Raw genomic sequence first — 20,246 nt, forward strand, 5'->3', positions numbered from 1 at the left:
GTGTCTTTCAGATCGACAAAAGATCGCAGCCTTCGGCAGCTCCTACAGGATGTACGCCGAACCAATGTAGGAGCTGCCGAAGGCTGCGATCTTTTGATCTTAAATCTTCGGATACTCCCGATGCATCTGTTCCAGCAACGCGTCCTTGTCCTGCCACAGCTGATTGATCCAACCCTGGAATTGAAGTCGGTATTCACCGTCCTGATCGTAGTTCTTACCGATGAACTGCGGCGGAATCTTCAACTTTTCAAAGTGCACCACCACGTCCGCAACGTTCCCGCACAACAAGTCCCAGAAGCCGGGACGCCCGGCAGGGTAGTGGATGGTCACGTTGACCAGCGATTCAAGCTGCTCACCCATGGCATCCAGGACAAAGGCAATGCCGCCGGCCTTGGCCTTGAGCAGATACTTGAACGGTGATTGCTGTTGCTTGTGCTTGCCCTCGGTGAAGCGCGTGCCTTCGACGAAATTGAAGATGCCCACCGGGTTGTTGCGAAACTTCGCACAGGTCTTGCGGGTGGTTTCCAGGTCCTTGCCTTTCTTCTCCGGGTGCTTCTCCAGATAGGTCTTGGAGTAGCGCTTCATGAACGGAAAGCCAAGCGCCCACCACGCCAGACCAATCACCGGTACCCAGATCAGCTCCTGTTTCAGAAAAAACTTCAGCGGCTGAATGTGCCGATTGAGCACGTACTGCAGCACCAGGATATCGACCCAGCTCTGATGGTTGCTGGTGATCAGGTACGAGTGCTGATAGTCCAGGCCTTGCAGGCCGCTGACGTGCCAGCGTGTACGCCGCACCAGATTCATCCAGCCCTTGTTGAGGCTGATCCAGGCTTCGTGGGTGTGGTTCATCAACCAGCCCGCGAGCCGCTGGGTGAGGGCGAACGGCAGCACCTTGACGAGCGCTACACAGAACAGAAACGAGCAAAGCAAAATCGTATTCAGGGCCAACAACAACGCAGCGATCACGCCGCGCAACGGTGCAGGTAGAAAATCCAGCATTTAAACATCCATAGGTCGGTTGGCGGCTTGAATCGCGGTCAACGCGATGGTGTAGACGATATCGTCGACCTGCGCGCCGCGCGGTAAATCGTTCACCGGTTTGCGCAGGCCTTGCAGCATCGGACCGAGGCTGACGCAATCGGCGCTGCGCTGCACGGCTTTGTGGGTGGTGTTGCCGGTGTTGAGGTCGGGGAACACAAACACCGTGGCGCGACCCGCCACCTGACTGTTTGGCGCCAGTTGCCGGGCGACGGTTTCGTTGGCGGCGGCGTCGTACTGCAATGGGCCGTCGATCAGCAGCGAGTTTTGCTGCTCATGGGCAAGGAGGGTCGCTTCGCGGACCTTTTCGACTTCTTCACCACTGGCCGATTCTCCGCTGGAGTAACTGATCATCGCGACCCGTGGCGTGATGCCGAAGGCCGCTGCCGAATCCGCGCTTTGCAGGGCAATCTCGGCCAGTTCGCTGGCACTCGGGTGCGGGTTCATGACGCAGTCACCGTAGACCAGCACTTCTTCGGGAAACAGCATGAAGAACACCGAAGACACCAAGGTGCAGCCCGGCGCCGTTTTAATCAGTTGAAGAGCAGGGCGGATGGTGTTGGCGGTGGAGTGAATGACGCCTGACACCAGGCCATCGACTTCATCCAGCGCCAGCATCATGGTGCCGATCACCACAGTGTCTTCGAGTTGCTGTTCTGCCATCGGGGCGTTGAGGCTTTTGCTCTTGCGCAAGGACACCATCGGCTCGACGTAGCGTTCGCGGATCAAGTCCGGGTCAAGTATTTCCAATCCTGGCGGCAGCTCGATTCCCTGGGCGCGGGCGACGGCTTGCACGTCCTCGGGTTTGGCCAGCAACACGCAGCGTGCGATGCCGCGGGCCTGACAGATTGCCGCGGCTTGTACGGTGAGTGGCTCGCTGCCTTCGGGCAATACAATGCGCTTGTTGGCGGCCTGAGCACGCTGGATCAGTTGATAGCGGAACACCGCGGGTGACAGTCGCATCTCCCTTGGGGTGCCGCATCGCTGGTGCAGCCAGTTGGCGTCCAGATGGCTCGCGACAAAATCGGTGATGATTTCCGCACGCTCGCGGTCGTCGATCGGGATTTCCTTGTTCAGGCCGTTCAACTGGTTGGCGGTGTCGTAGGAGCCGGTGCTCACAGACAATACCGGCAGACCGGCCTGCAGAGCGCCACGGCACAGGTCCATGATGCGCGGGTCGGGCAGGGTGTCGCTGGTCAGCAACAGGCCAGCCAGGGGCACGCCATTCATGGCCGCGAGACTGACGGCGAGGATGATGTCGTCGCGATCGCCGGGGGTCACTACCAGCACACCGGGCTTGAGCAGCTCCACAGTGTTGCGCATGGTGCGGGCGCAGATGATGATCTTGGTCATGCGCCGGGTTTCATAGTCGCCGGCGTTGAGCACCTGGGCCCCCATCAGGTCGGCCACGTCGCGGGTACGCGGGGCGTTCAGCTCCGGTTGGAACGGGATGCAGCCCAGCAGACGGAAATCCCCGCTACGCAGCAACGGCGAATGCTCTTTGAGGCGTGAGGCAAAGGCCTCCATGCTTTCGTCGGTCTTGACCTTGTTGAGGATCACGCCGAGCACCTTCGGGTCCTTCGGTCCACCGAACAATTGTGCCTGCAACTCAACGCGACCAGACAGCTCGGTCAGCACTTCGTTTTCCGGTGCCGAGACCAGGATCACCTCGGCGTCCAGGCTTTTGGCCAAGTGCAAGTTCACCCGTGCGGCGTAACTGGCGCTGCGGGTCGGGACCATGCCTTCGACGATCAGCACGTCCTTGCCGATGGCGGCTTGCTGATAAAGGGTGATGATTTCTTCGAGCAACTCATCCAGCTGACCGTCGCCAAGCATGCGCTCGACATGGGCCAGGCCCAAGGGTTGAGGCGGTTTCAAACCGTGAGTGCGGGCAACCAGTTCAGTGGATCGTTCCGGCCCCGTGTCACCCGGGTGCGGCTGGGCGATGGGCTTGAAAAAACCGACCTTGAGCCCGGCCCGCTCAAGGGTGCGCACCAGCCCGAGGCTGATGGAGGTCAGACCCACACCAAAATCGGTGGGTGCGATAAAAAAAGTTTGCATGCGGATTCTCTGGAGGTGCATGGCAATGGTGCCGGCCTATATCTGGTCGACTACCGAAATTCAGTCGCCAAGGTTATCGCTAACCGAGCCTTGTGCGCACCAACCGCAGTCAAAGCGCTGGCCTATTTTTTCAAGCCGTTGCGCCGGGTCCATGACCCAGGCCCGGGATTGCCAGGGCGGCTGATGTCGCAGGTGTTGGGTATGTCCGCAGGAAAGCTCGGCGACCCAGTGGCCGTCTTCGTCCTGATGGAAGCCGGTGATCGTCGAATCCCGTCTGTCCGGGTTGTGTTCGCTTTCGGACGATTGCTTCGCTAAACTTGGTCTTTCAATATTCTTATGCAAAAGGTCTCGCCCCATGCTGATCGCCGCCAATAAGGCTGTCTCCATCGACTATACCCTGACCAACGACGCTGGTGAGGTCATCGACAGCTCCGCCGGCGGCGCGCCGCTGGTCTACCTGCAAGGCGCAGGCAACATCATCCCGGGCCTGGAAAAAGCCCTGGAAGGCAAGGCTGTCGGCGACGAACTGACTGTAGCCGTTGAACCTGAAGACGCTTACGGCGAATACGCTGCAGAACTGGTCAGCACCCTGAGCCGCAGCATGTTCGAAGGCGTGGATGAGCTGGAAGTGGGCATGCAGTTCCACGCATCCGCTCCGGACGGCCAGATGCAGATCGTGACCATCCGCGATCTGGACGGCGACGATGTCACCGTTGACGGCAACCACCCGTTGGCCGGTCAGCGCCTGAATTTCCAGGTCAAGATCATCGACATCCGTGATGCCAGCCAGGAAGAAATCGCTCATGGTCACGTCCATGGCGAAGGTGGCCATCATCACTGATTTCTGCGCTAAGCTCAGATAACTGGAGAGGCGCCCCGAGGGCGCCTTTTTAGTCTGCGGCCGACACCGCCAAGTGGCTGTTTCGAGAAGAACACGGGAATCTGGAGTACGCCATGAGTGCTTTTCACGACCTTAAACTGACAGCCCTGGATGGACAGGAGCTACCGCTGGCACCCTTCAAAGGGCAAGTCGTGCTGGTAGTCAACGTCGCATCCAAATGTGGCTTGACTCCGCAGTACGCAGCGCTGGAAAACCTCTACCAGCAATTCAAGGCAAAGGGCTTCAGCGTCTTGGGCTTGCCGTGCAACCAGTTTGCCGGGCAGGAACCGGGCAGCGAACAAGAGATCAAGGATTTCTGCAGCCTCAATTATGGCGTGACGTTTCCACTGTCCAGCAAGCTGGAAGTCAACGGGCATGAGCGTCATCAGCTCTATCGCCTGCTGGCTGGCGAGGGCGCGGAATTCCCGGGTGACATCACCTGGAATTTTGAAAAATTCCTGCTGGGCAAGGACGGTCGTGTGTTGGCGCGGTTCTCGCCACGTACGGCGCCGGATGATCCAACCATCGTTCACGCAATAGAAAAAGCCCTGAGCTGATATCTCCCCCCTGTAGGAGCTGGCTTGCCAGTGAATGCGGTGTCCCTGACACACCGCGTCGTCTGATTCGCCAGCAAGCCGGCTCCTACGTTATTGACTATCTTTTAGTGCTAAATCACTGCAATCAATAGTGCTGTTCAATGCGACGGACTCTCCATATTATAGTCGTCATAAAGTCATTCTTCCGTGGAGCGTCCCATGCCCGTACAAGCCCTGTTCAAACCGTTCCACCTCGGCACCCTTGAACTGCCGACTCGCGTCGTCATGGCGCCAATGACCCGTTCCTTCTCCCCGGGCGGTGTACCAAATTCAAAAGTGATCGAGTACTACCGTCGTCGCGCCGCGGCCGGTGTAGGCCTGATCATCACCGAAGGCACAACCGTCGGTCACCAGGCGTCCAATGGCTATCCGAACGTTCCGCATTTCTACGGTGAAGCCGCGCTGGCGGGCTGGAAGAAAGTGGTCGACGCGGTTCACGCCGAAGGCGGCAAGATTGTTCCGCAACTGTGGCACGTGGGCAGCGTGCGCCGTATCGGCACCGAGCCGGATGCCAGCGTGCCGGGTTACGGGCCGTCGGAAAAAGTGAAGGACGGTCAGGTTGTGGTTCACGGCATGACCAAGCAGGATATTCAGGACGTGATTGCCGCGTTCGCTCAAGCGGCCAAGGATGCCCAGAGCATCGGCATGGACGGCGTGGAAATCCACGGCGCCCACGGCTATCTGGTCGATCAGTTCTTCTGGGAAGGCAGCAACCAGCGCACTGACGAGTACGGCGGCAGCCTGGCTAATCGTTCGCGCTTCGCCATCGAATTGATTCAGGCTGTGCGGGCAGCAGTCGGCGAAGGCTTCCCGATCATCTTCCGTTTCTCCCAGTGGAAGCAGCAGGATTACACCGCGCGCCTGGTACAAACGCCGCAAGCCTTGGGTGATTTCCTCAAGCCTCTATCGGATGCCGGCGTGGATATTTTCCACTGCTCGACTCGCCGTTTCTGGGAGCCGGAGTTCGACGGTTCCGAGCTGAACCTGGCGGGCTGGACGCGCCAACTCACCGGCAAACCGACCATCACCGTGGGCAGCGTCGGCCTGGATGGCGAGTTCCTGCAATTCATGGTCAACACCGACAAGGTCGCGCAACCGGCCAGCCTGGAAAAACTGCTGGAGCGCTTGAACAACGAGGAGTTCGATCTGGTAGCGGTCGGCCGTGCGTTGCTGGTGGATCCGGACTGGGCACAGAAAGTGCGCGATGGACGTGAGGAAGACATCCTGCCGTTCAGCCGTGAGGCGTTGATGACGCTGGTTTAAGCGGCGTCTGCTTTGACGCCATCGCCAGCAAGCCGGCTCCTACCAATGTTCGTGATTTCTCAGAACCTGTAGGAGCCGGCTTGCTGGCGATGGCGATCTCAAAAATCACAAAAAATTCAAGGTACAGTCGGTGCATTCAGCACCACCATCTCCCCGGCACAAGCCCCGCGCAACTGCCCTTCGAACTGCTCGATAATCGTCGCCCACCCCTGGCGGCTGGCATGCTGGCGCGCATTCAAGCGTATGCAACGCAAGGTTTCCCTTCCTTCCAATAGCCACACGGCAGCATCGCAAAACGCCTCTTCATCCCCGGGCATCGCCAATACACCGTTGTAGCCATGACGAATGTGCTGGGCCGCCGCTGCCTGATCGTAAGCGACCACGCCAAGCCCCGAAGCAAGTGCCTCAAGCACAACATTGCCGAAGGTTTCGGTCAGGCTGGGAAACAGAAACACATCCCCGCATGCATAGTGGCAGGCCAGCGCTTCACCCCGTTGTGCGCCACAGAAAATTGCCTCGGGCATCTCCCTTTCCAGGGTCTGACGCTGCGGACCGTCACCCACTACGATCAATTTCAGATTGCGCTGTGGATAACTCGACTTGAGCTTATCGAAGGCACGTTTGAGCAGGCCCAGGTTCTTTTCCGGGGCCAGGCGCCCGACGTGGATGATCGCGATGTCATCCTCGGCCAGTCCCCATTGTTCACGCAGCGCGTTCAAGCGTTTGGCCGGGTGAAACAATTGGCTGTCGACCCCGCGAGACAATAACGCCAGACGCTCGAAATGCCGCCGCTCCAGCTCCATGCGCTGGCTGACGCTGGGCACCAGGGTCATGGTCGAGCGGTTGTGAAACCAGCGCAGATAGTGAGTCAGCAGGCGCGTCAGCAAGCCGAAGCCGTACTGATGGGAATACTGCTGGAAATTGGTGTGAAACCCGCTGACCACCGAAATCCCCAGGCGCCGTGCGGCACGCAATGCCGACAGACCCAGCGGTCCTTCGGTGGCGATGTACAACACGTCGGGGCGATGGCGCTTCCAGCGTCGCAACAGCTTGTGCATCGACGACTGACCCCATTGCAAACCGGGATAGCCCGGTAGTGGCCAGCCTCGGCACAGCAACAACTCATCGTCGCTGCTCAGTTGCTGGTCGCAACCTTGACGCGGTCGCACCAATTCGACCTGATGCCCGCGCGCGCGCAAACCGTCGCACAAGCGACCCAGGGTATTGGCCACGCCGTTGATTTCCGGGGGGAAGGTTTCGGTGATCAGGGTGATATGCAGAGCTGTTGTCATGGCCCCAGTGTCGATTGGGGCCATGTCGTCGTTGTGACGGTGGGATGATGGATTTATGAATGCTTCAGCGTTGGGTTACCAGATTCTCGGCGCCGCGCTCACGTACCCAGAACAACGTCGCCCCGGCCACGGCGGCCGGCATCATCAGGATGTTCACCACCGGAATCAGCAGCACCAGATAAACACTGCCGCCGAAACTCATGCTCTGCCAGCGTTTCTCGCGCAGCCAGGCGAGCATTTCGTTCCAGCCCAGTTTGTGGTTGTCCGCCGGGTAGTCGATGTACTGGATCGCCATCATCCACACGCCGAACAGCAGCCACAGGGGGGCTGCAATGATGTTCACCACCGGGATGAAGGACAGAATGAACAGCCCGATGGCCCGCGGCAGAAAGTAGCCGAGCTTGCGCATTTCCCGGGCCAGCGTGCGCGGGATCATCGCAATCAGTTCGCCCCAGCTGAAGGCCGGGAAGTCATCGGTGCCACGCACCACCACTTCGACTTTCTCCGCGAGAAAGCCGTTGAACGGCGCGGCAATGATGTTGGCGAGCATGGTGAAGGTGAAGAACACCATCAACAGCACCAGCACCACGAAAATCGGCCACAAGATGTAACTGAGAAAGCTCAGCCAGTCGGGCAGCGATGGCATCAGCGTATCGACCCACAGACTGAATTGGTGGCCGGCCAGATAGATCAATCCGACGAACAGCACCAGATTGATCGCCAGCGGCAGCAGTACGAACAAACGCAGACTGGGGCTCAACACCAGCTTGAGGCCTTCACGCAGGTATTGCGGGCCTGACAGGACAGGGGCGGGCATAACGTGCTCCGAGCAAAGGGAAAACGCGCCGACCTTACCGGCTTTGCCTTGTGGGTGAAAGCGCGGCAGCAGTATCGACATTCACTGTAACAAAGACGTCTATATAGTCACCGGAATGGGATAGAGACCACCTATGAGCTGGATTGTTAAACCGTATTTCCTTAATCTTCGCCCCCTCGATACGCTGCACCCAATCTTTTTACAGGACGGTCGTGTTCAAGCCTTGCACAAGTGCTTCAACCGTTCTTTTTTATTCCCGCCGGCAATCCGGCGTTCCGCGCCAGGTGTTCCGGGCCGGTCAACAGGAGCAGGTCATGTCTGAAGTCCGTCATTCGCGAGTGATTATTCTCGGTTCCGGCCCCGCCGGTTACAGCGCCGCGGTGTATGCCGCCCGTGCCAACCTCAAGCCACTGCTGATCACCGGCATGCAGGCCGGCGGTCAACTGACCACCACCACCGAAGTCGACAACTGGCCGGGCGACGTCCACGGCCTGACCGGCCCGGCGCTGATGGAACGCATGAAAGAGCACGCCGAACGCTTTGAAACCGAGATCGTGTTTGATCACATCAATGCAGTCGACTTCGCCGCCAAGCCGTACACCCTGACCGGCGACAGCGCGACCTACACCTGTGATGCCCTGATCATCGCTACCGGCGCCAGCGCCCGTTATCTGGGCCTGCCATCCGAAGAAGCGTTCATGGGCAAAGGCGTTTCGGCCTGCGCGACCTGCGACGGGTTCTTCTACCGCAACAAGCCTGTGGCAGTGGTTGGCGGCGGCAACACCGCGGTTGAAGAAGCCCTGTACCTGGCCAACATCGCCAGCAAGGTAACCCTGATCCACCGTCGCGAAACCTTCCGTGCCGAGAAGATCCTGATCGACAAGCTGAACGCCCGCGTTGCCGAAGGCAAGATCGAGCTGAAGCTGAACGCGACCCTGGACGAAGTGCTGGGCGACAACATGGGCGTGACCGGTGCCCGCCTGAAGAACAACGACGGCAGCTTCGACGAAGTGACAGTCGACGGTGTGTTCATCGCCATCGGCCACACCCCGAACACCTCGTTGTTCGAAGGCCAGTTGACCTTGAAAGACGGTTACCTGGTGGTGCAGGGCGGTCGTGAAGGCAACGCCACTGCGACCAACCTGGAAGGCATCTTCGCCGCCGGTGACGTGGCTGACCATGTGTACCGTCAGGCGATCACCTCGGCCGGCGCTGGCTGCATGGCGGCACTGGACGCCGAGCGTTACCTCGACGACCTGCAGAACGCTTGATTCTGCCTTCGTTGAAATGAAAAAACCGGCCTCGGCCGGTTTTTTCATGAGCAACACAGGACAAACCTGTAGGAGCCGGCTTGCTGGCGATGGCGGCACATCTGTCAACATCGACGGTGCCTGACACACCGCTATCGCCAGCAAGCCGGCTCCTACGGGATCGGGTATCAGGTCAGTTTGGCGAGGCACTCCTCGAGAATGTCCAGGCCTTCCTCCAGCACTGTCGCTTCGATAGTCAACGGCGCCAGCAGGCGAATAATGTGGCGTGATTTGCCGCTGGGCATCAGCAGCAGGCCCGCATCCCGCGCGAGGGCCAGCAGTTGGGTCAATTGTGCCGGGGCGGGCGAGCCATCGGTATTGTTCAACTCGATGCCTCGCATGGCGCCGACGCCGGTCAGGCGTCCCAGGTACGGCGTCAGGTTGTTCGCACGCCAGGTTGCATGACGGCCGACAATCGCTTCTTCCTGTTGAGTGCCCCAGGCATGCAGGTTGGCATCGGTCATTTCGTTCAGGGTTGCCAGCGCCGCTGCGCAGGCGATGGGGTTGCCGGAGTAAGTACCACCGAGTCCACCCTTGGGCAGGTTGTCCAGCAGCAACTTGCGCCCGACCACCGCACCCAGCGGTACGCCACCGGCGATGCTTTTGCCCAGCAGGATCAAGTCCGGCTCGATGCCCAGTCGTGAGAACGCAAAACGCTGGCCAGTACGGCCGAAGCCGGACTGAATTTCATCGGCGATCAACACTATCCCTTTGTCGTCACAAAACTTGCGCAGCGTCCTGGCGAATTCCACGTCCATGGTGAGGAATCCCGCTTCGCCCTGCACCGGTTCGACGATGAAACAGGCGACGTCATCGACATCGATTTCAACACTGAACAGACGCTCCATGGCTTTGAGGGCATCGGCGCAGGTCACGTCGTTGTCCTGGCTGGGAAACGGCAGGTGATACACCGGTCCGGGCAGCACACCGACTTTCTGTTTGTAGGGTGCGACCTTGCCGTTGAGATTGAGCGTGGCCAGCGTGCGCCCGTGGAAGGCGCCGTCGAAGGCGATCACCGCGCTGCGGCCGGTGGCGCCACGGACGATCTTCAGGGCATTTTCCGCCGCTTCCGCACCGCTGTTGGTGAGCATCCCGCTGACCGGGTAATCCACCGGGATGAACGCGCTCAGGCGATCCATCAGTTCGATGTAAGGCACATGGGGTGCAGCGTTAAACGCGTAGTGGGTCAGCCGGGTGGCCTGTTCACGAATGGCCTCGACGATGCGCGGATGGCAATGGCCGAGGTTCAGCACGCCGATGCCGCCGACAAAGTCGATGTAGCGTTTGCCATCGGTATCCCAGACCTCGGCGTTCTTGCCGTGGCTGAGCGTGACAGGGTGAACGATGTTGATCGACTGGCTGATGGTTTCGCTGCGCATGAAGGGCCGGCTCGGAAGATGAAGGACTTCTTTTTATCTAAGCCGTGAGCGGGGGGGCGGGGCAAACGAAATAAAGTTGCCGAGTCAATCTTAAAAGTCGGGTTGTACTGTCGATCATCTGTAGGAGCGAGCCTGCTCGCGATGGTCGTGAACGATAACGCTGGGAGCCTGATACCCCGCAGCATTCTCAGGTTCATCGCGAGCAGGCTCGCTCCTGCAATTTGAATCAGCGGCGTGTCAGCGGCTGTTGGGTGAACTTTACACCGGCCAGGCCGTGGGCAATCAATGCGCGGATGTTGGCGTGATCGCTGCCTTCTGGTGTTGCCACCACGGAACGGTAGTGCTCACCAAAGGCCAGCAGCGCTTCTTCATCGCTCAGACCTTCCAGCAGTGCCAGACCCAGGGTCTTGCACGAACCTTCGTTCTGCCCGGCCGCGTTTTCCACGCCGCCGTTGTTGAAAGCCTGAGGTTGGTAATCGTAACCGGCGGCAATGAACGCCAGGGTATCGGCGAAAGCATGTTCGCCGCTCTTGAGGCTGGCGCGCAGGGTGTTCAAATCACTCATTGGGTTTTCCTTTGGCAAACGCCGCCTGTTGTTCGGCGCTGGCTTCTTGCTGAAATTGGGCTTTCCAGTCGGCGTACGGCATGCCGTAAACCACTTCGCGGGCGTCATCGAGGCTGACCTCGATCTGGCGCTCGTCGGCGGCTGCCTTGTACCACTTCGACAGGCAGTTGCGGCAGAAACCCGAGAGGTTCATCAGGTCGATGTTCTGCACATCCTTGCGGCTGTCCAGATGGGCCACCAGCCGGCGAAAGGCGGCGGCTTCGAGTTCCAGGCGTTGTTGATCGGTCATGGCGGTCTCTGCGAGACAGCTTCAAACGGCGCGCTTGAAGCTGCAAGTTGGATGGCGGTGGCTGCAAGTTTACAGCCTGGCGCTTGTGGCTTGAAGCTAGCGGCTCGCTGCAAGCGTAATCGACACCGACTCGGCAAATCGCAGGGCGTGAGGCTTGTCGACCTCGACCTCGGCATACAACACCGATTCATTGGTCATCACCAGGTCGAGGATTTCCTGGGTCAGGCGTTCGAGCAGGGCAAAGCGATTGCCCTCGACGTGCGCAATGATCGCCTTGGTGATGGTCCGGTAGTTCAGCGCATGGTCGATGTCGTTGTCGCGCACGGCTTCCTGGGCTGCGTAGAGAATGGTCAGGTTGATCAACACATCCTGCTTGTTGAGGATTTCATCCTCGTTGATACCGATGTAGGTGCGCAGGCACAGGTCCTTGACCCGGATACGTGCCATACCTGGTTGAAGTTGTGGCATTACGACTTGCTCCGTCCAATCAATTGCAGGAACTCCTGACGTGTGTTGCTCGACTCGCGAAACGCGCCGAGCATTACCGAGGTGTTCATGGTCGAATTCTGTTTCTCGACGCCGCGCATCATCATGCACATATGCTGTGCCTCAATGACGACGGCAACGCCGGCCGCACCGGTCACCTGCTGCACCGCGTCGGCGATTTGCCGGGTGAGGTTCTCCTGGATCTGCAGGCGGCGGGCGAACATGTCCACCAACCGCGCGATCTTCGACAGGCCCAACACCTTGCCCGTTGGAATATAAGCGACATGCGCCTTGCCGATGAAGGGCAAGAGGTGATGTTCACAGAGCGAATACAGTTCGATGTTGTCGACGATCACCATTTCATCGTTATCGGACGCAAACAGGGCGCCGTTGACGATTTCTTCGACACTTTGATCATAACCATGACAGAGGTACTGCATGGCTTTGGCCGCCCGCTTCGGGGTGTCGCGCAAGCCTTCGCGGTCCGGATTTTCACCGAGGCCGATGAGGATCTCGCGGTAGTTTTGAGACAAGGCGTTCTGATGCAGGAATAACGTCATGGAAGATCCTCGCGGGACACTTATTTGATGTGCCTTCCGCCGTTAACGGTCAGGGTCGTGCCGGTGACATAAGGGTTGTCGAGCAAATAGCGCAGGCTCTGATAAATCACCTCGCTGCCGGGCTCGATGCCCAGCGCGGACTTGGCCAGTGCCTTGGCGCGGTAGGCTTTATCGTCTTCAGGGTTGAACAGTAGCAGCGCGGGGGCGATCCCGTTGACCTTGATGGTCGGCGCGTACTTGGCAGCGAAAGACAGGGTCAGGTTATCGAGCCCGGCTTTGCTGGCGCAATAGCCAATGTGCTTGCTGCTGCCCTTGCGGGTTACGTCATCGCTGATGTGTACGATGTCGGCTGGGCTGGAGCGTTGCAGCAGGTCGCCGCAATGCAGGTTGATCAGGTAGGGCGCCAGCATGTGCACGCTGAACATGCGGGTGAACGCTGCTGCATCGGTGTCCGGGGTTTCGGCCAGCCATTCGGAAGCGTTGTGGACAATGGCGCGCAGGCTGTCGGTATGGGTTTGCAGTTCACTGATGAAAGCGAAAATACCGGCCTCGGTGGAAAAGTCTGCGAACACCGCAATTGCGCCCTTGTCACGTAGGGCTTGCACCCCGGCGCGTTCGCTGCGGTAGCTGAAGATGACGCGATGGCCGTCTTCCAGCAGTCGTTGGGCGCAGTGCAGGCCGACCCGCTGGCCGGCACCAGTGATGAGAATGGGAGCAGCAAGAGAAGTCATGAACGGCTCGCGTCGCGGTAAGAGCAAAACTATACCAGCGAGGCGTCATGAGTTGTCTGAGAAAAGATCGCAGTCTTGGGCCGCTGCAGCGGAGATTGCGATCTGTCCATCTGTAGGAGCTGGCGAAGCCTGCGATCTTTTTAGCGGTTATGCGGTACCGAGGTAGAGGGCATGGCGCGTGTCGGTGGGCTGTTCAACCAGCCGGCCAGCAAGCGAGTTGACAGGGGAATAAAGAAATAAACCATCAACGGCGTCAGGCACAGGGTACTGATGAATACTCGCGGCAACAGGCTCATGTCACTTAACAACGGCCCGAGCACAAAGTTGAACAGCAGTGATACCGGAAAAAACGCCAGCCAGATCGCCACGGCTTGCTTCCAGCGGGACGGGCGTTGACCTGTCGCGCCGAACCAGCCTTCGATGCCGCTGACCCGATGTTCCGTTGGGTGAGCAAACAGGTCGCTGCCGCGAGCGAGCCAGGCGGTACGTGAGGCGGAATGCTCCCAGGCGTGCAGGGTCGGTTCGTCGGCGAAGCGGAAGATAATCTGGAATTCGTTATCGTCAGGTGGCGGAGCGAGCACGCCAGAGCCCAGATAACCGGGGAAGTCGGTGGCCAATTGTTCGCCTTCGCGCAACCAGGCGATCAGGTCCTGATAACGTCCATCGGCGACGCGACGCGCAACCATCAGTGTGACCGGTGAGGTAGACATTTTGTATCTCCGTATGACAGTTGCGAGACTCCGGATAAGAGTTTCGCCAGGCGCAACGCCGGGGTGATGGGTTGCGTCTCGGAACAAGCAAGGATTATTCCTGATTTTGCCTGCAACGTCTGTGACGTTTGTGCTCGTTCACGGCATTGAGATTTTACGGAATTTTTACGGACTCGGGCGTTAGAATAAGAATTGGACGATACATGGACGTTTAAAAAGATGCCCGGACTGACTGACGTAATTTCAGGTGTACCGCAGGCCTCATCTCTTGAAAATGAAGAGTTGTTTCCGATTCGCGAGGTTTCACGACTGACCGGAGTGAACCCCGTGACGCTTAGGGCGTGGGAGCGCCGCTATGCGCTGATCGTACCTATCCGCACCGAAAGCGGGCACCGGTTGTATTCGATGACCGATATCGAGCGCATCCGCAGCATTCTGGATTGGATTGAGCGCGGTGTTGCCGTGAGCAAAATCGGTAAGATCCTCGCCAAGACAACGCCTCTCAAGGCGCTGTCGCATATCATTCCAAGCGACCTGGTCCAGGCCGATTATGCGCAATGGCAGCAACAGGTCCAAGCGGCGGTGAGTGCTTTTGACGAAGCTCAACTGGAGCAGATCTACGGTCAGATTTTTTCCAGTTATCCCGTTACGATCGTGTTCCAGGACATCCTGATCCCCCTTTGGAAGCAGATGTTGTTGCACCAGGACGCGTTCGGCAATACCAGTGAATGGCTATTTTTTGATGGTTTTCTTCGTTCTCGCGTGTTGCAACGCCTGTTGCTGGTCCGGGGGCTGCAGCCTCGGCGCGTGATTGTCTGCGCGCTGTTCGACCAGTGTCGTGAGCTTGAATTACTGATGACAGCATTGTTTTTGAGCAGTGTCGATTCTGCTATTCAGCTTTTGGCGATCGGCCAGCCATTCGAGGAGTTGCCCTTGATTTGCGAGCGGGTCAAACCGCACACGCTGGTGCTGTTATCCAATCAAGCGCCAACATCGGAACTGCCAAGGCGCTTGAATCGCCTGGCGATGAGCCTTGAATGTCAGGTGCTGTTGGCCGGCGATGCAGCCGATCTGGCGCAGGACAGCCTTGCCGGGTCGTCCATTGGCTGTCTGGGAAGTGAGGGCAGTATCATGCGCCAGCGTCTGAAGCAGTTCCTGGCAGGCAAGCTCGATACGTGACGCTTAAAGATGCAGCGAGGGATGAGTCAGGCGATGCTGTTGCAGGATGTACTGGCGCAGCCGCTCGGTTTCGTCGGTGTCGCTTTGGTTAAGTTCGTAGGCGAAGTAACCCTGATCGGTTTCTTTCTCCAAAGCACCGCGCAACGCAATCCGTTCATAGCCTGACGGACTGAACCACAAAGCGAAGTGTTTCGGTGGCTTGGTCTTGTTGCGCATCTCCAGCAAGACCCCTTTGCATGACACCTCGTGCACCCACATCGCGCCGGGTTGGCCCTTGGCATTTTCCAGAGCGACAGGCTCATCGAGCACAAGGCGCCATGGCCGGACCATCGGTCCGTCTTCATAAATGCTGGGAACACCGAGACGCAAGTGCATTGCGTGAAACTCGTCTTCCACCAAATGCAGGGGGAAGGTCATTTGCTGATTTTCGAAATTGGCATGGATAGTGACTTGCTCATGCGCGGCCAGGCGCGTGAGCAAGTCGCGGATCTGCGATCCACCATTAACGAGCAGGCTCGACGTTGCATCCCGCGCATTCAGCTGCGGGTTGTGCTGCATGGTCTGGATGAAATCCAGCTCATCCTGGGTCAGGAGTGCGTCGCGATGCATGGCCAACTCGAAAGATATAGTTACAAAGGCATTGGTGATTGTAGTTAATGACAATTAATTCGCTGATTTGTTTTGGCCGTTCGTCGCTTTCAATGCAGCCAGTTCGGCTTGTACTTCGGCCAACTGTGCTTCGAGTTGCTCAACTCGCTGCTGTGCCTTGACCTGGACCGTGACGTCCTTTTGCACACCAACGAAATAAACCTGGTTATCGCTTGGATTCTTTACCGTCGAAAGGGACAGCTCATTCCAGAAGGGAGTGCCATCCTTGCGATAGTTTCGCAGGATTTCCCGGCACGAACCTTCACTGTCCAATGCGGTGCGAATCAGTGGCAAGGCCTCCTGATCACGGTCGCCGGATTGAAGAAAGCGGCAATCCTGGTAAAGGATCTCTTCGCTGGTATAGCCCGTCAGCCGTTCGAACGCTGGATTGACGTAGATCAGAATCTTGTCCTGCTCGCCTTCCTTCTCGGCGATCACGATGCCGTCGTTGGAAGCGTTAATCACCATTTGCAGCAGTTGTGCGTTAATCATCGAGGCGTCCTTTGCTGATTGATTGTCGATTGCATTCTAAGAGAACAATCTCGGACGTGCTGTTAATATCCCGGTCTTTCACTCGGATTCAGGATCAGATTGATGAAAGTCGCCATCATTTCCGGCTCGGTGTACGGCACGGCTGAAGAAGTCGCCCGGCACGCGGCCAAAATTTTGAAGGATGCCGGGTTCGATACCTGGCACAACCCGCGTGGGACCCTTGCCGATGTTCAGGCTTTTGCTCCCGAAGCTTTTTTGGCTGTGACGTCGACCACCGGCATGGGCGAGTTGCCGGACAACCTGCAACCGTTGTATTCGACGATTCGTGACCAGTTGCCAGCGGCCTGGCGTGGTTTGCCGGGTGCGGTGATCGGCTTGGGTGATGCCAGTTACGGCGACACCTTTTGCGGTGGCGGCGAGCAGATGCGTGAATTATTTGGTGAGCTGGGCGTGCGTGAAGTCCTGCCAATGCTGCGTCTGGACGCCAGTGAAAGCGTGACCCCTGAAACCGACGCCGAGCCTTGGCTGGCGGAGCTGATCAACGCATTGCGCACCTGACAGTGTCCCGACGGCAAAGCCGGTCAGGGTTCTGACAGTGCGCTGCAAACGGCGCGTCTGGCCATCTCAGACGTCGGTACTCTGACACGGCTCCAGCGTCCTCGGCGTACTGACTCGCCAGGCCATCAAGCTGGCTGCCAATGCAAGTACACGAACCCGGTGGGGTGACTAGACTCGGTATCTATTGCAAACACTCCATAATAAAAAGACCGGGGTTCCTCGCCGTGAACGTAGCCCTCGCCCAATCGCCACACAGTCTCAAAGACCGGGTCAATGCCGCCGAATGGCAAGCCTGCGTCGATCTCGCTGCCTGCTGCCGACTGGTTGCGCAACATGGCTGGGACGATCTGATCTTCACCCACATCTTGGCCAAAGTACCTTGCACTGAAGATTTCCTGATCAATCCGTTCGGGCTGTCGTTTCTTGCGGATGTTGCCAAAAGTGCTCAAGGAATGGGCGGAGCGCTTGCCTGGCCGGCGCTGCTGCGCAAACTCGATAAACTGGACCCGGGTTATAAACACTAATGGCACTCGCCGAGATTCCCCTGTGTGTCTGGCGCAAACGCAGCCAGACGTTCGTCTTCCGTGGTTATACCGTCCATTACTGGACGGCAGGGCAAGGTGAGCCGTTGTTGCTCATACACGGATTTCCCACCGCCAGTTGGGACTGGCATTACCTTTGGCAGCCGCTGACCCAGCGTTATCGCGTGATCGCCTGCGACATGCTCGGCTTCGGCGATTCGGCCAAACCGGCGAATCACGAGTACAGCCTGCTGGAGCAAGCAGATCTGCAACAGGCATTGCTCGCTCACTTGAATGTCGAACAACCGGTGCACCTGTTGGCTCACGACTACGGCGACAGCGTGGCCCAGGAGCTTTTGGCGCGGCATTACGAGTCGTGCAGGCAACTGGCCAGTTGCGTGTTTCTCAACGGTGGCCTGTTTCCTGAAACCCATCGACCGGTGCTGATGCAAAAACTCCTGCTCAGTCCGCTGGGCTGGATGATCGGCCGCGCGTTCAGTCGAGACGGGCTGGTGAAAAGTTTTCAGCAGATTTTCGGACCGCAGACCCGCCCCAGCGAAAGTGAGATGGATGATTTCTGGAGCCTGGTCGAGTGTCATCGCGGGCCACGGATCATGCACAAGCTGATTGGTTACATCCCCGAGCGCCGTGTATGGCGCGACCGTTGGGTGAGCGCGATGCAACGGGGTGAGGTGCCAATGCGGTTGATCGATGGCGAAGTCGATCCGGTTTCCGGCGCGCACATGGTCGAGCGTTATCGGGAGTTGATTGCGGACGCAGACACGGTCCTGTTGCCCGGGATTGGTCACTACCCACAGATTGAGGCGCCGAGCATGGTGCTCAAGCATTACCTGGCATTTCGAGATCAATTACTTTCGGCGGAACGCAAGGTGGCGTGTTCCTGAAAAGATCGCAGCCTTCGGCAGCTCCTACGCAGATAGGCAAGCACCCTGTAGGAGCTGCCGAAGGCTGCGATCTTTGAAAACCCTCACGCATCATCCCCCAGCCTTATCGCGCACCATTCAGCCTCCCCTGTGTTCATTGTGACTCGCTGCGCAGTGCCTGACACTCGGCCCCAATGTCCCTTGGCCTGCTGGAGTCCCTCCCATGAATGAGTCTGTGCGTTTCGAAGATAAGGTCGTGATCATCACCGGTGCCGGTGGTGGCCTGGGACGGGCCCATGCGCTGCTGTTCGCCAGGCAGGGTGCCAAAGTGCTGGTCAACGATCTTGGCGGTTCGGCTCAGGGTGAAGGCGCCAACGCTTCGGCCGCTGATCGCGTGGTGGCGGAAATCCGCGAGGCCGGTGGCATTGCCGAAGCCAACCACGACTCGGTCACCGACGGCGACAAACTGGTCCAGAATGCCCTCGACGTTTTCGGCCGTGTCGATGTCGTGGTCAATAACGCCGGGATCCTGCGGGACAAGACCTTCCACAAAATGGATGATGCCGACTGGGACCTGGTTTACCGCGTCCACGTCGAAGGCGCCTACAAAGTTACCCGCGCCGCCTGGCCGCACATGCGCGAGCGAAACTACGGCCGTGTGATCTTCACCGCGTCCACCTCTGGCATCTACGGCAATTTCGGCCAGTCCAACTACGGCATGGCGAAGCTCGGCCTCTACGGCCTGACCCGCACGCTGGCCATCGAGGGCCGCAAGAACAACATCCTGGTCAACGCCATCGCTCCTACTGGCGGTACGCGGATGACCGAAGGCCTGATCCCGCCACAAGTTTTCGAGCAACTCAAACCGGAACTGGTCAGCCCACTGGTGGTGTACCTCGCCAGCGAAAACTGCCAGGAAACCTCCGGCCTCTTCGAAATCGGCGGCGGCTGGATGGGCAAGGTACGCTGGGAGCGAAGCCTCGGCGTTGGATTCGATCCACGGGCCGGATTTTCTCCGGAAGACGTGGCGGCGAACTGGCAGCAGATTTGCGATTTTGAAGGCGCAGCGCATCCGAAAGACAACATTGAAGCGTTGAAGGAAATGATGGCGAACTTGCAGAAGTATTCGCTCTGACGCCGTGGGCAAGGTCGCGCTGAATGACCTTGCCGCTGCTGTACGTCAATCAATAAGGTTTATCGGCATTGTTCATCCAGGAAAGTATTTGGACACCAATGCCGCCAGATTGGCTGCTGTTTGCGTATCCATCACGCCATCGTAATTTTCCGGGCGAAAGTGCAGCTGAAATGCCCGGACCAATTGCTGGAAGCCAGTTTCGCTCGACGCCTGCGCCACATCGTAACCGTAGGCTTTGAACTGTCGCAGCAATTCACTCCGGGCCGGAAGGCCGCAGGAATCGAATCGTTGGAGGAAGTCATCCCGGGTCGCCTCATCAAACCAGGCACCGACGCCTTTCAAATAAAGCGCGTGCCAAGGAAGCATCGGCCCCGGATCGCTTTTACGACCGACCGCGATATCGGAATGGCCCAGCACCTGTGTCGGGGTGATATCCGGGTATCGCTTGAGGATATTCAACGCCAGTTGTTCGATCGCAGCAATTTGCTCGCAGTGATACGGCGGGAACGTAAAAGCCCCTTCGCTGAACGACGCCAGGTTGACTACTTCAATGCCGATGGACGTGTCGTTCAGATTGCTGCGATTACCCCACTGACTGACACCCGCGTGCCAGGCCCGCTGGGTTTCATCCACAAGGTTGAACACTTCCTGCTCGGTATAACCGGCTTTCAAATAGCTGGGATCAGTGATGTCCGGAACAAGATAGTGCGCGCTGACATTGGGACCGGTCAGGGCATTGATGGAACTGGAAAAGTTACCAGCTGTGTAATGAAGTATCAAAAAGCGTACGCGGCTGTTAAAGCTTCGGTTTGAACGATGTTGGTTGTAATTGATGGGTTTCATAAAAGT

At 58.4% G+C, this 20,246-nt stretch carries 23 protein-coding genes and 1 pseudogene; 9 read left to right on the plus strand and 15 right to left on the minus strand.

The window, feature by feature from the left end:
- Positions 1 to 99: 99 nt before the first annotated feature.
- Genes QMK58_RS04800 through QMK58_RS04810 form a run of 3 tightly spaced genes read right to left on the minus strand, consistent with a single transcriptional unit; the run spans position 100 to position 3,489 of the window.
- Complete coding sequence (locus QMK58_RS04800; protein ID WP_320395943.1) at positions 100 to 1,002, minus strand: acyltransferase; 903 nt, start codon at positions 1,000 to 1,002, stop codon at positions 100 to 102.
- A complete protein-coding gene (gene pta / locus QMK58_RS04805) occupies positions 1,003 to 3,102 on the minus strand; it encodes a phosphate acetyltransferase (RefSeq protein WP_053154638.1) in 2,100 nt (699 codons plus the stop codon). It lies immediately after the preceding gene.
- 60 nt (positions 3,103 to 3,162) lie between these two features.
- A complete protein-coding gene (locus QMK58_RS04810; RefSeq protein ID WP_320395944.1) occupies positions 3,163 to 3,489 on the minus strand; it encodes a DUF3565 domain-containing protein in 327 nt (108 codons plus the stop codon).
- Between QMK58_RS04810 and QMK58_RS04815 the strand changes: the two genes are divergently transcribed.
- The 3 genes from QMK58_RS04815 (at position 3,458) to QMK58_RS04825 (ending at position 5,841) form a co-directional block, all read left to right on the plus strand.
- Complete coding sequence (locus QMK58_RS04815; RefSeq protein ID WP_007901600.1) at positions 3,458 to 3,943, plus strand: FKBP-type peptidyl-prolyl cis-trans isomerase; 486 nt, start codon at positions 3,458 to 3,460, stop codon at positions 3,941 to 3,943. The two genes, QMK58_RS04810 and QMK58_RS04815, sit on opposite strands and share 32 nt — an antisense overlap.
- A gap of 113 nt (positions 3,944 to 4,056) precedes the next feature.
- Entirely contained in the window at positions 4,057 to 4,539 is a 483-nt protein-coding gene (locus tag QMK58_RS04820) for a glutathione peroxidase (protein ID WP_053154641.1), read from the plus strand.
- Between the two features lie 198 nt (positions 4,540 to 4,737).
- Positions 4,738 to 5,841, plus strand: a complete 1,104-nt coding sequence (locus tag QMK58_RS04825) for an NADH:flavin oxidoreductase (RefSeq protein ID WP_053154646.1) — start codon at positions 4,738 to 4,740, stop codon at positions 5,839 to 5,841.
- A gap of 116 nt (positions 5,842 to 5,957) precedes the next feature.
- Here the strand turns inward: QMK58_RS04825 and QMK58_RS04830 are convergent, their stop codons facing one another.
- Positions 5,958 to 7,157, minus strand: coding sequence for a glycosyltransferase family 4 protein (locus tag QMK58_RS04830; RefSeq protein ID WP_053154649.1), 1,200 nt, complete (start codon positions 7,155 to 7,157; stop codon positions 5,958 to 5,960).
- Between the two features lie 40 nt (positions 7,158 to 7,197).
- Positions 7,198 to 7,950, minus strand: coding sequence for a sulfate transporter CysZ (gene cysZ / locus QMK58_RS04835; RefSeq protein WP_053154652.1), 753 nt, complete (start codon positions 7,948 to 7,950; stop codon positions 7,198 to 7,200).
- A 314-nt stretch (positions 7,951 to 8,264) separates the two neighbouring features.
- On the opposite strand from cysZ, the gene trxB reads away from it, so the two are divergent.
- On the plus strand, positions 8,265 to 9,221 hold the full coding sequence (trxB, locus tag QMK58_RS04840; RefSeq protein WP_053154655.1) for a thioredoxin-disulfide reductase: 957 nt from the start codon (positions 8,265 to 8,267) through the stop codon (positions 9,219 to 9,221).
- A gap of 167 nt (positions 9,222 to 9,388) precedes the next feature.
- Here trxB and QMK58_RS04845 read toward each other — a convergent pair whose 3' ends face one another.
- From QMK58_RS04845 to QMK58_RS04875, 7 genes are all read right to left on the minus strand, one after another.
- Positions 9,389 to 10,639, minus strand: coding sequence for an aspartate aminotransferase family protein (locus QMK58_RS04845; protein WP_053154658.1), 1,251 nt, complete (start codon positions 10,637 to 10,639; stop codon positions 9,389 to 9,391).
- A 226-nt stretch (positions 10,640 to 10,865) separates the two neighbouring features.
- Positions 10,866 to 11,204, minus strand: a complete 339-nt coding sequence (locus tag QMK58_RS04850) for a HopJ type III effector protein (RefSeq protein WP_053154661.1) — start codon at positions 11,202 to 11,204, stop codon at positions 10,866 to 10,868.
- Entirely contained in the window at positions 11,197 to 11,493 is a 297-nt protein-coding gene (locus QMK58_RS04855) for a DUF1244 domain-containing protein (protein ID WP_053154664.1), read from the minus strand. Before QMK58_RS04855 ends, QMK58_RS04850 begins: the two co-directional genes overlap by 8 nt.
- Positions 11,494 to 11,589: 96 nt before the next feature.
- Positions 11,590 to 11,961, minus strand: a complete 372-nt coding sequence (gene folX, locus QMK58_RS04860; RefSeq protein WP_053154667.1) for a dihydroneopterin triphosphate 2'-epimerase — start codon at positions 11,959 to 11,961, stop codon at positions 11,590 to 11,592.
- Positions 11,961 to 12,539, minus strand: a complete 579-nt coding sequence (gene folE, locus QMK58_RS04865; RefSeq protein WP_053154670.1) for a GTP cyclohydrolase I FolE — start codon at positions 12,537 to 12,539, stop codon at positions 11,961 to 11,963. Before folE ends, folX begins: the two co-directional genes overlap by 1 nt.
- A gap of 20 nt (positions 12,540 to 12,559) precedes the next feature.
- Positions 12,560 to 13,270, minus strand: coding sequence for a dihydromonapterin reductase (gene folM / locus QMK58_RS04870; protein WP_053154673.1), 711 nt, complete (start codon positions 13,268 to 13,270; stop codon positions 12,560 to 12,562).
- Between the two features lie 140 nt (positions 13,271 to 13,410).
- Entirely contained in the window at positions 13,411 to 13,980 is a 570-nt protein-coding gene (locus QMK58_RS04875) for an antibiotic biosynthesis monooxygenase (RefSeq protein WP_053154676.1), read from the minus strand.
- Between the two features lie 219 nt (positions 13,981 to 14,199).
- Here QMK58_RS04875 and QMK58_RS04880 point away from each other — a divergent pair, with 219 nt between their 5' ends.
- A complete protein-coding gene (locus QMK58_RS04880; RefSeq protein WP_320395945.1) occupies positions 14,200 to 15,159 on the plus strand; it encodes a MerR family transcriptional regulator in 960 nt (319 codons plus the stop codon).
- Between the two features lie 3 nt (positions 15,160 to 15,162).
- Here the strand turns inward: QMK58_RS04880 and QMK58_RS04885 are convergent, their stop codons facing one another.
- Positions 15,163 to 15,768, minus strand: coding sequence for a hypothetical protein (locus QMK58_RS04885; RefSeq protein ID WP_053154683.1), 606 nt, complete (start codon positions 15,766 to 15,768; stop codon positions 15,163 to 15,165).
- A 54-nt stretch (positions 15,769 to 15,822) separates the two neighbouring features.
- A complete protein-coding gene (locus QMK58_RS04890) occupies positions 15,823 to 16,299 on the minus strand; it encodes a PAS domain-containing protein (protein WP_053154686.1) in 477 nt (158 codons plus the stop codon).
- Positions 16,300 to 16,401: 102 nt separating this feature from the next.
- Between QMK58_RS04890 and QMK58_RS04895 the strand changes: the two genes are divergently transcribed.
- From QMK58_RS04895 to QMK58_RS04910, 4 genes and pseudogenes are all read left to right on the plus strand, one after another.
- Positions 16,402 to 16,857 (plus strand): flavodoxin, encoded by a 456-nt coding sequence (locus tag QMK58_RS04895; protein WP_053154689.1) that lies wholly within the window; start codon positions 16,402 to 16,404, stop codon positions 16,855 to 16,857.
- 224 nt (positions 16,858 to 17,081) lie between these two features.
- Positions 17,082 to 17,300 (plus strand): annotated as a pseudogene (locus QMK58_RS04900) (class II aldolase/adducin family protein); the annotation flags it as partial.
- Between the two features lie 80 nt (positions 17,301 to 17,380).
- Entirely contained in the window at positions 17,381 to 18,283 is a 903-nt protein-coding gene (locus QMK58_RS04905; protein WP_320395946.1) for an alpha/beta hydrolase, read from the plus strand.
- 202 nt (positions 18,284 to 18,485) lie between these two features.
- Positions 18,486 to 19,397 (plus strand): SDR family oxidoreductase, encoded by a 912-nt coding sequence (locus QMK58_RS04910; protein ID WP_053154698.1) that lies wholly within the window; start codon positions 18,486 to 18,488, stop codon positions 19,395 to 19,397.
- 72 nt (positions 19,398 to 19,469) lie between these two features.
- Here the strand turns inward: QMK58_RS04910 and QMK58_RS04915 are convergent, their stop codons facing one another.
- The gene (locus QMK58_RS04915) at positions 19,470 to 20,240 is read right to left on the minus strand and encodes an N-acetylmuramoyl-L-alanine amidase (RefSeq protein ID WP_053154702.1); all 771 of its coding nucleotides are present in this window, start codon (positions 20,238 to 20,240) and stop codon (positions 19,470 to 19,472) included.
- Between the last annotated feature and the right edge of the window lie 6 nt (positions 20,241 to 20,246).

The organism is Pseudomonas sp. P8_241, assembly GCF_034008315.1.
Classification (GTDB): Bacteria; Pseudomonadota; Gammaproteobacteria; order Pseudomonadales; family Pseudomonadaceae; genus Aquipseudomonas.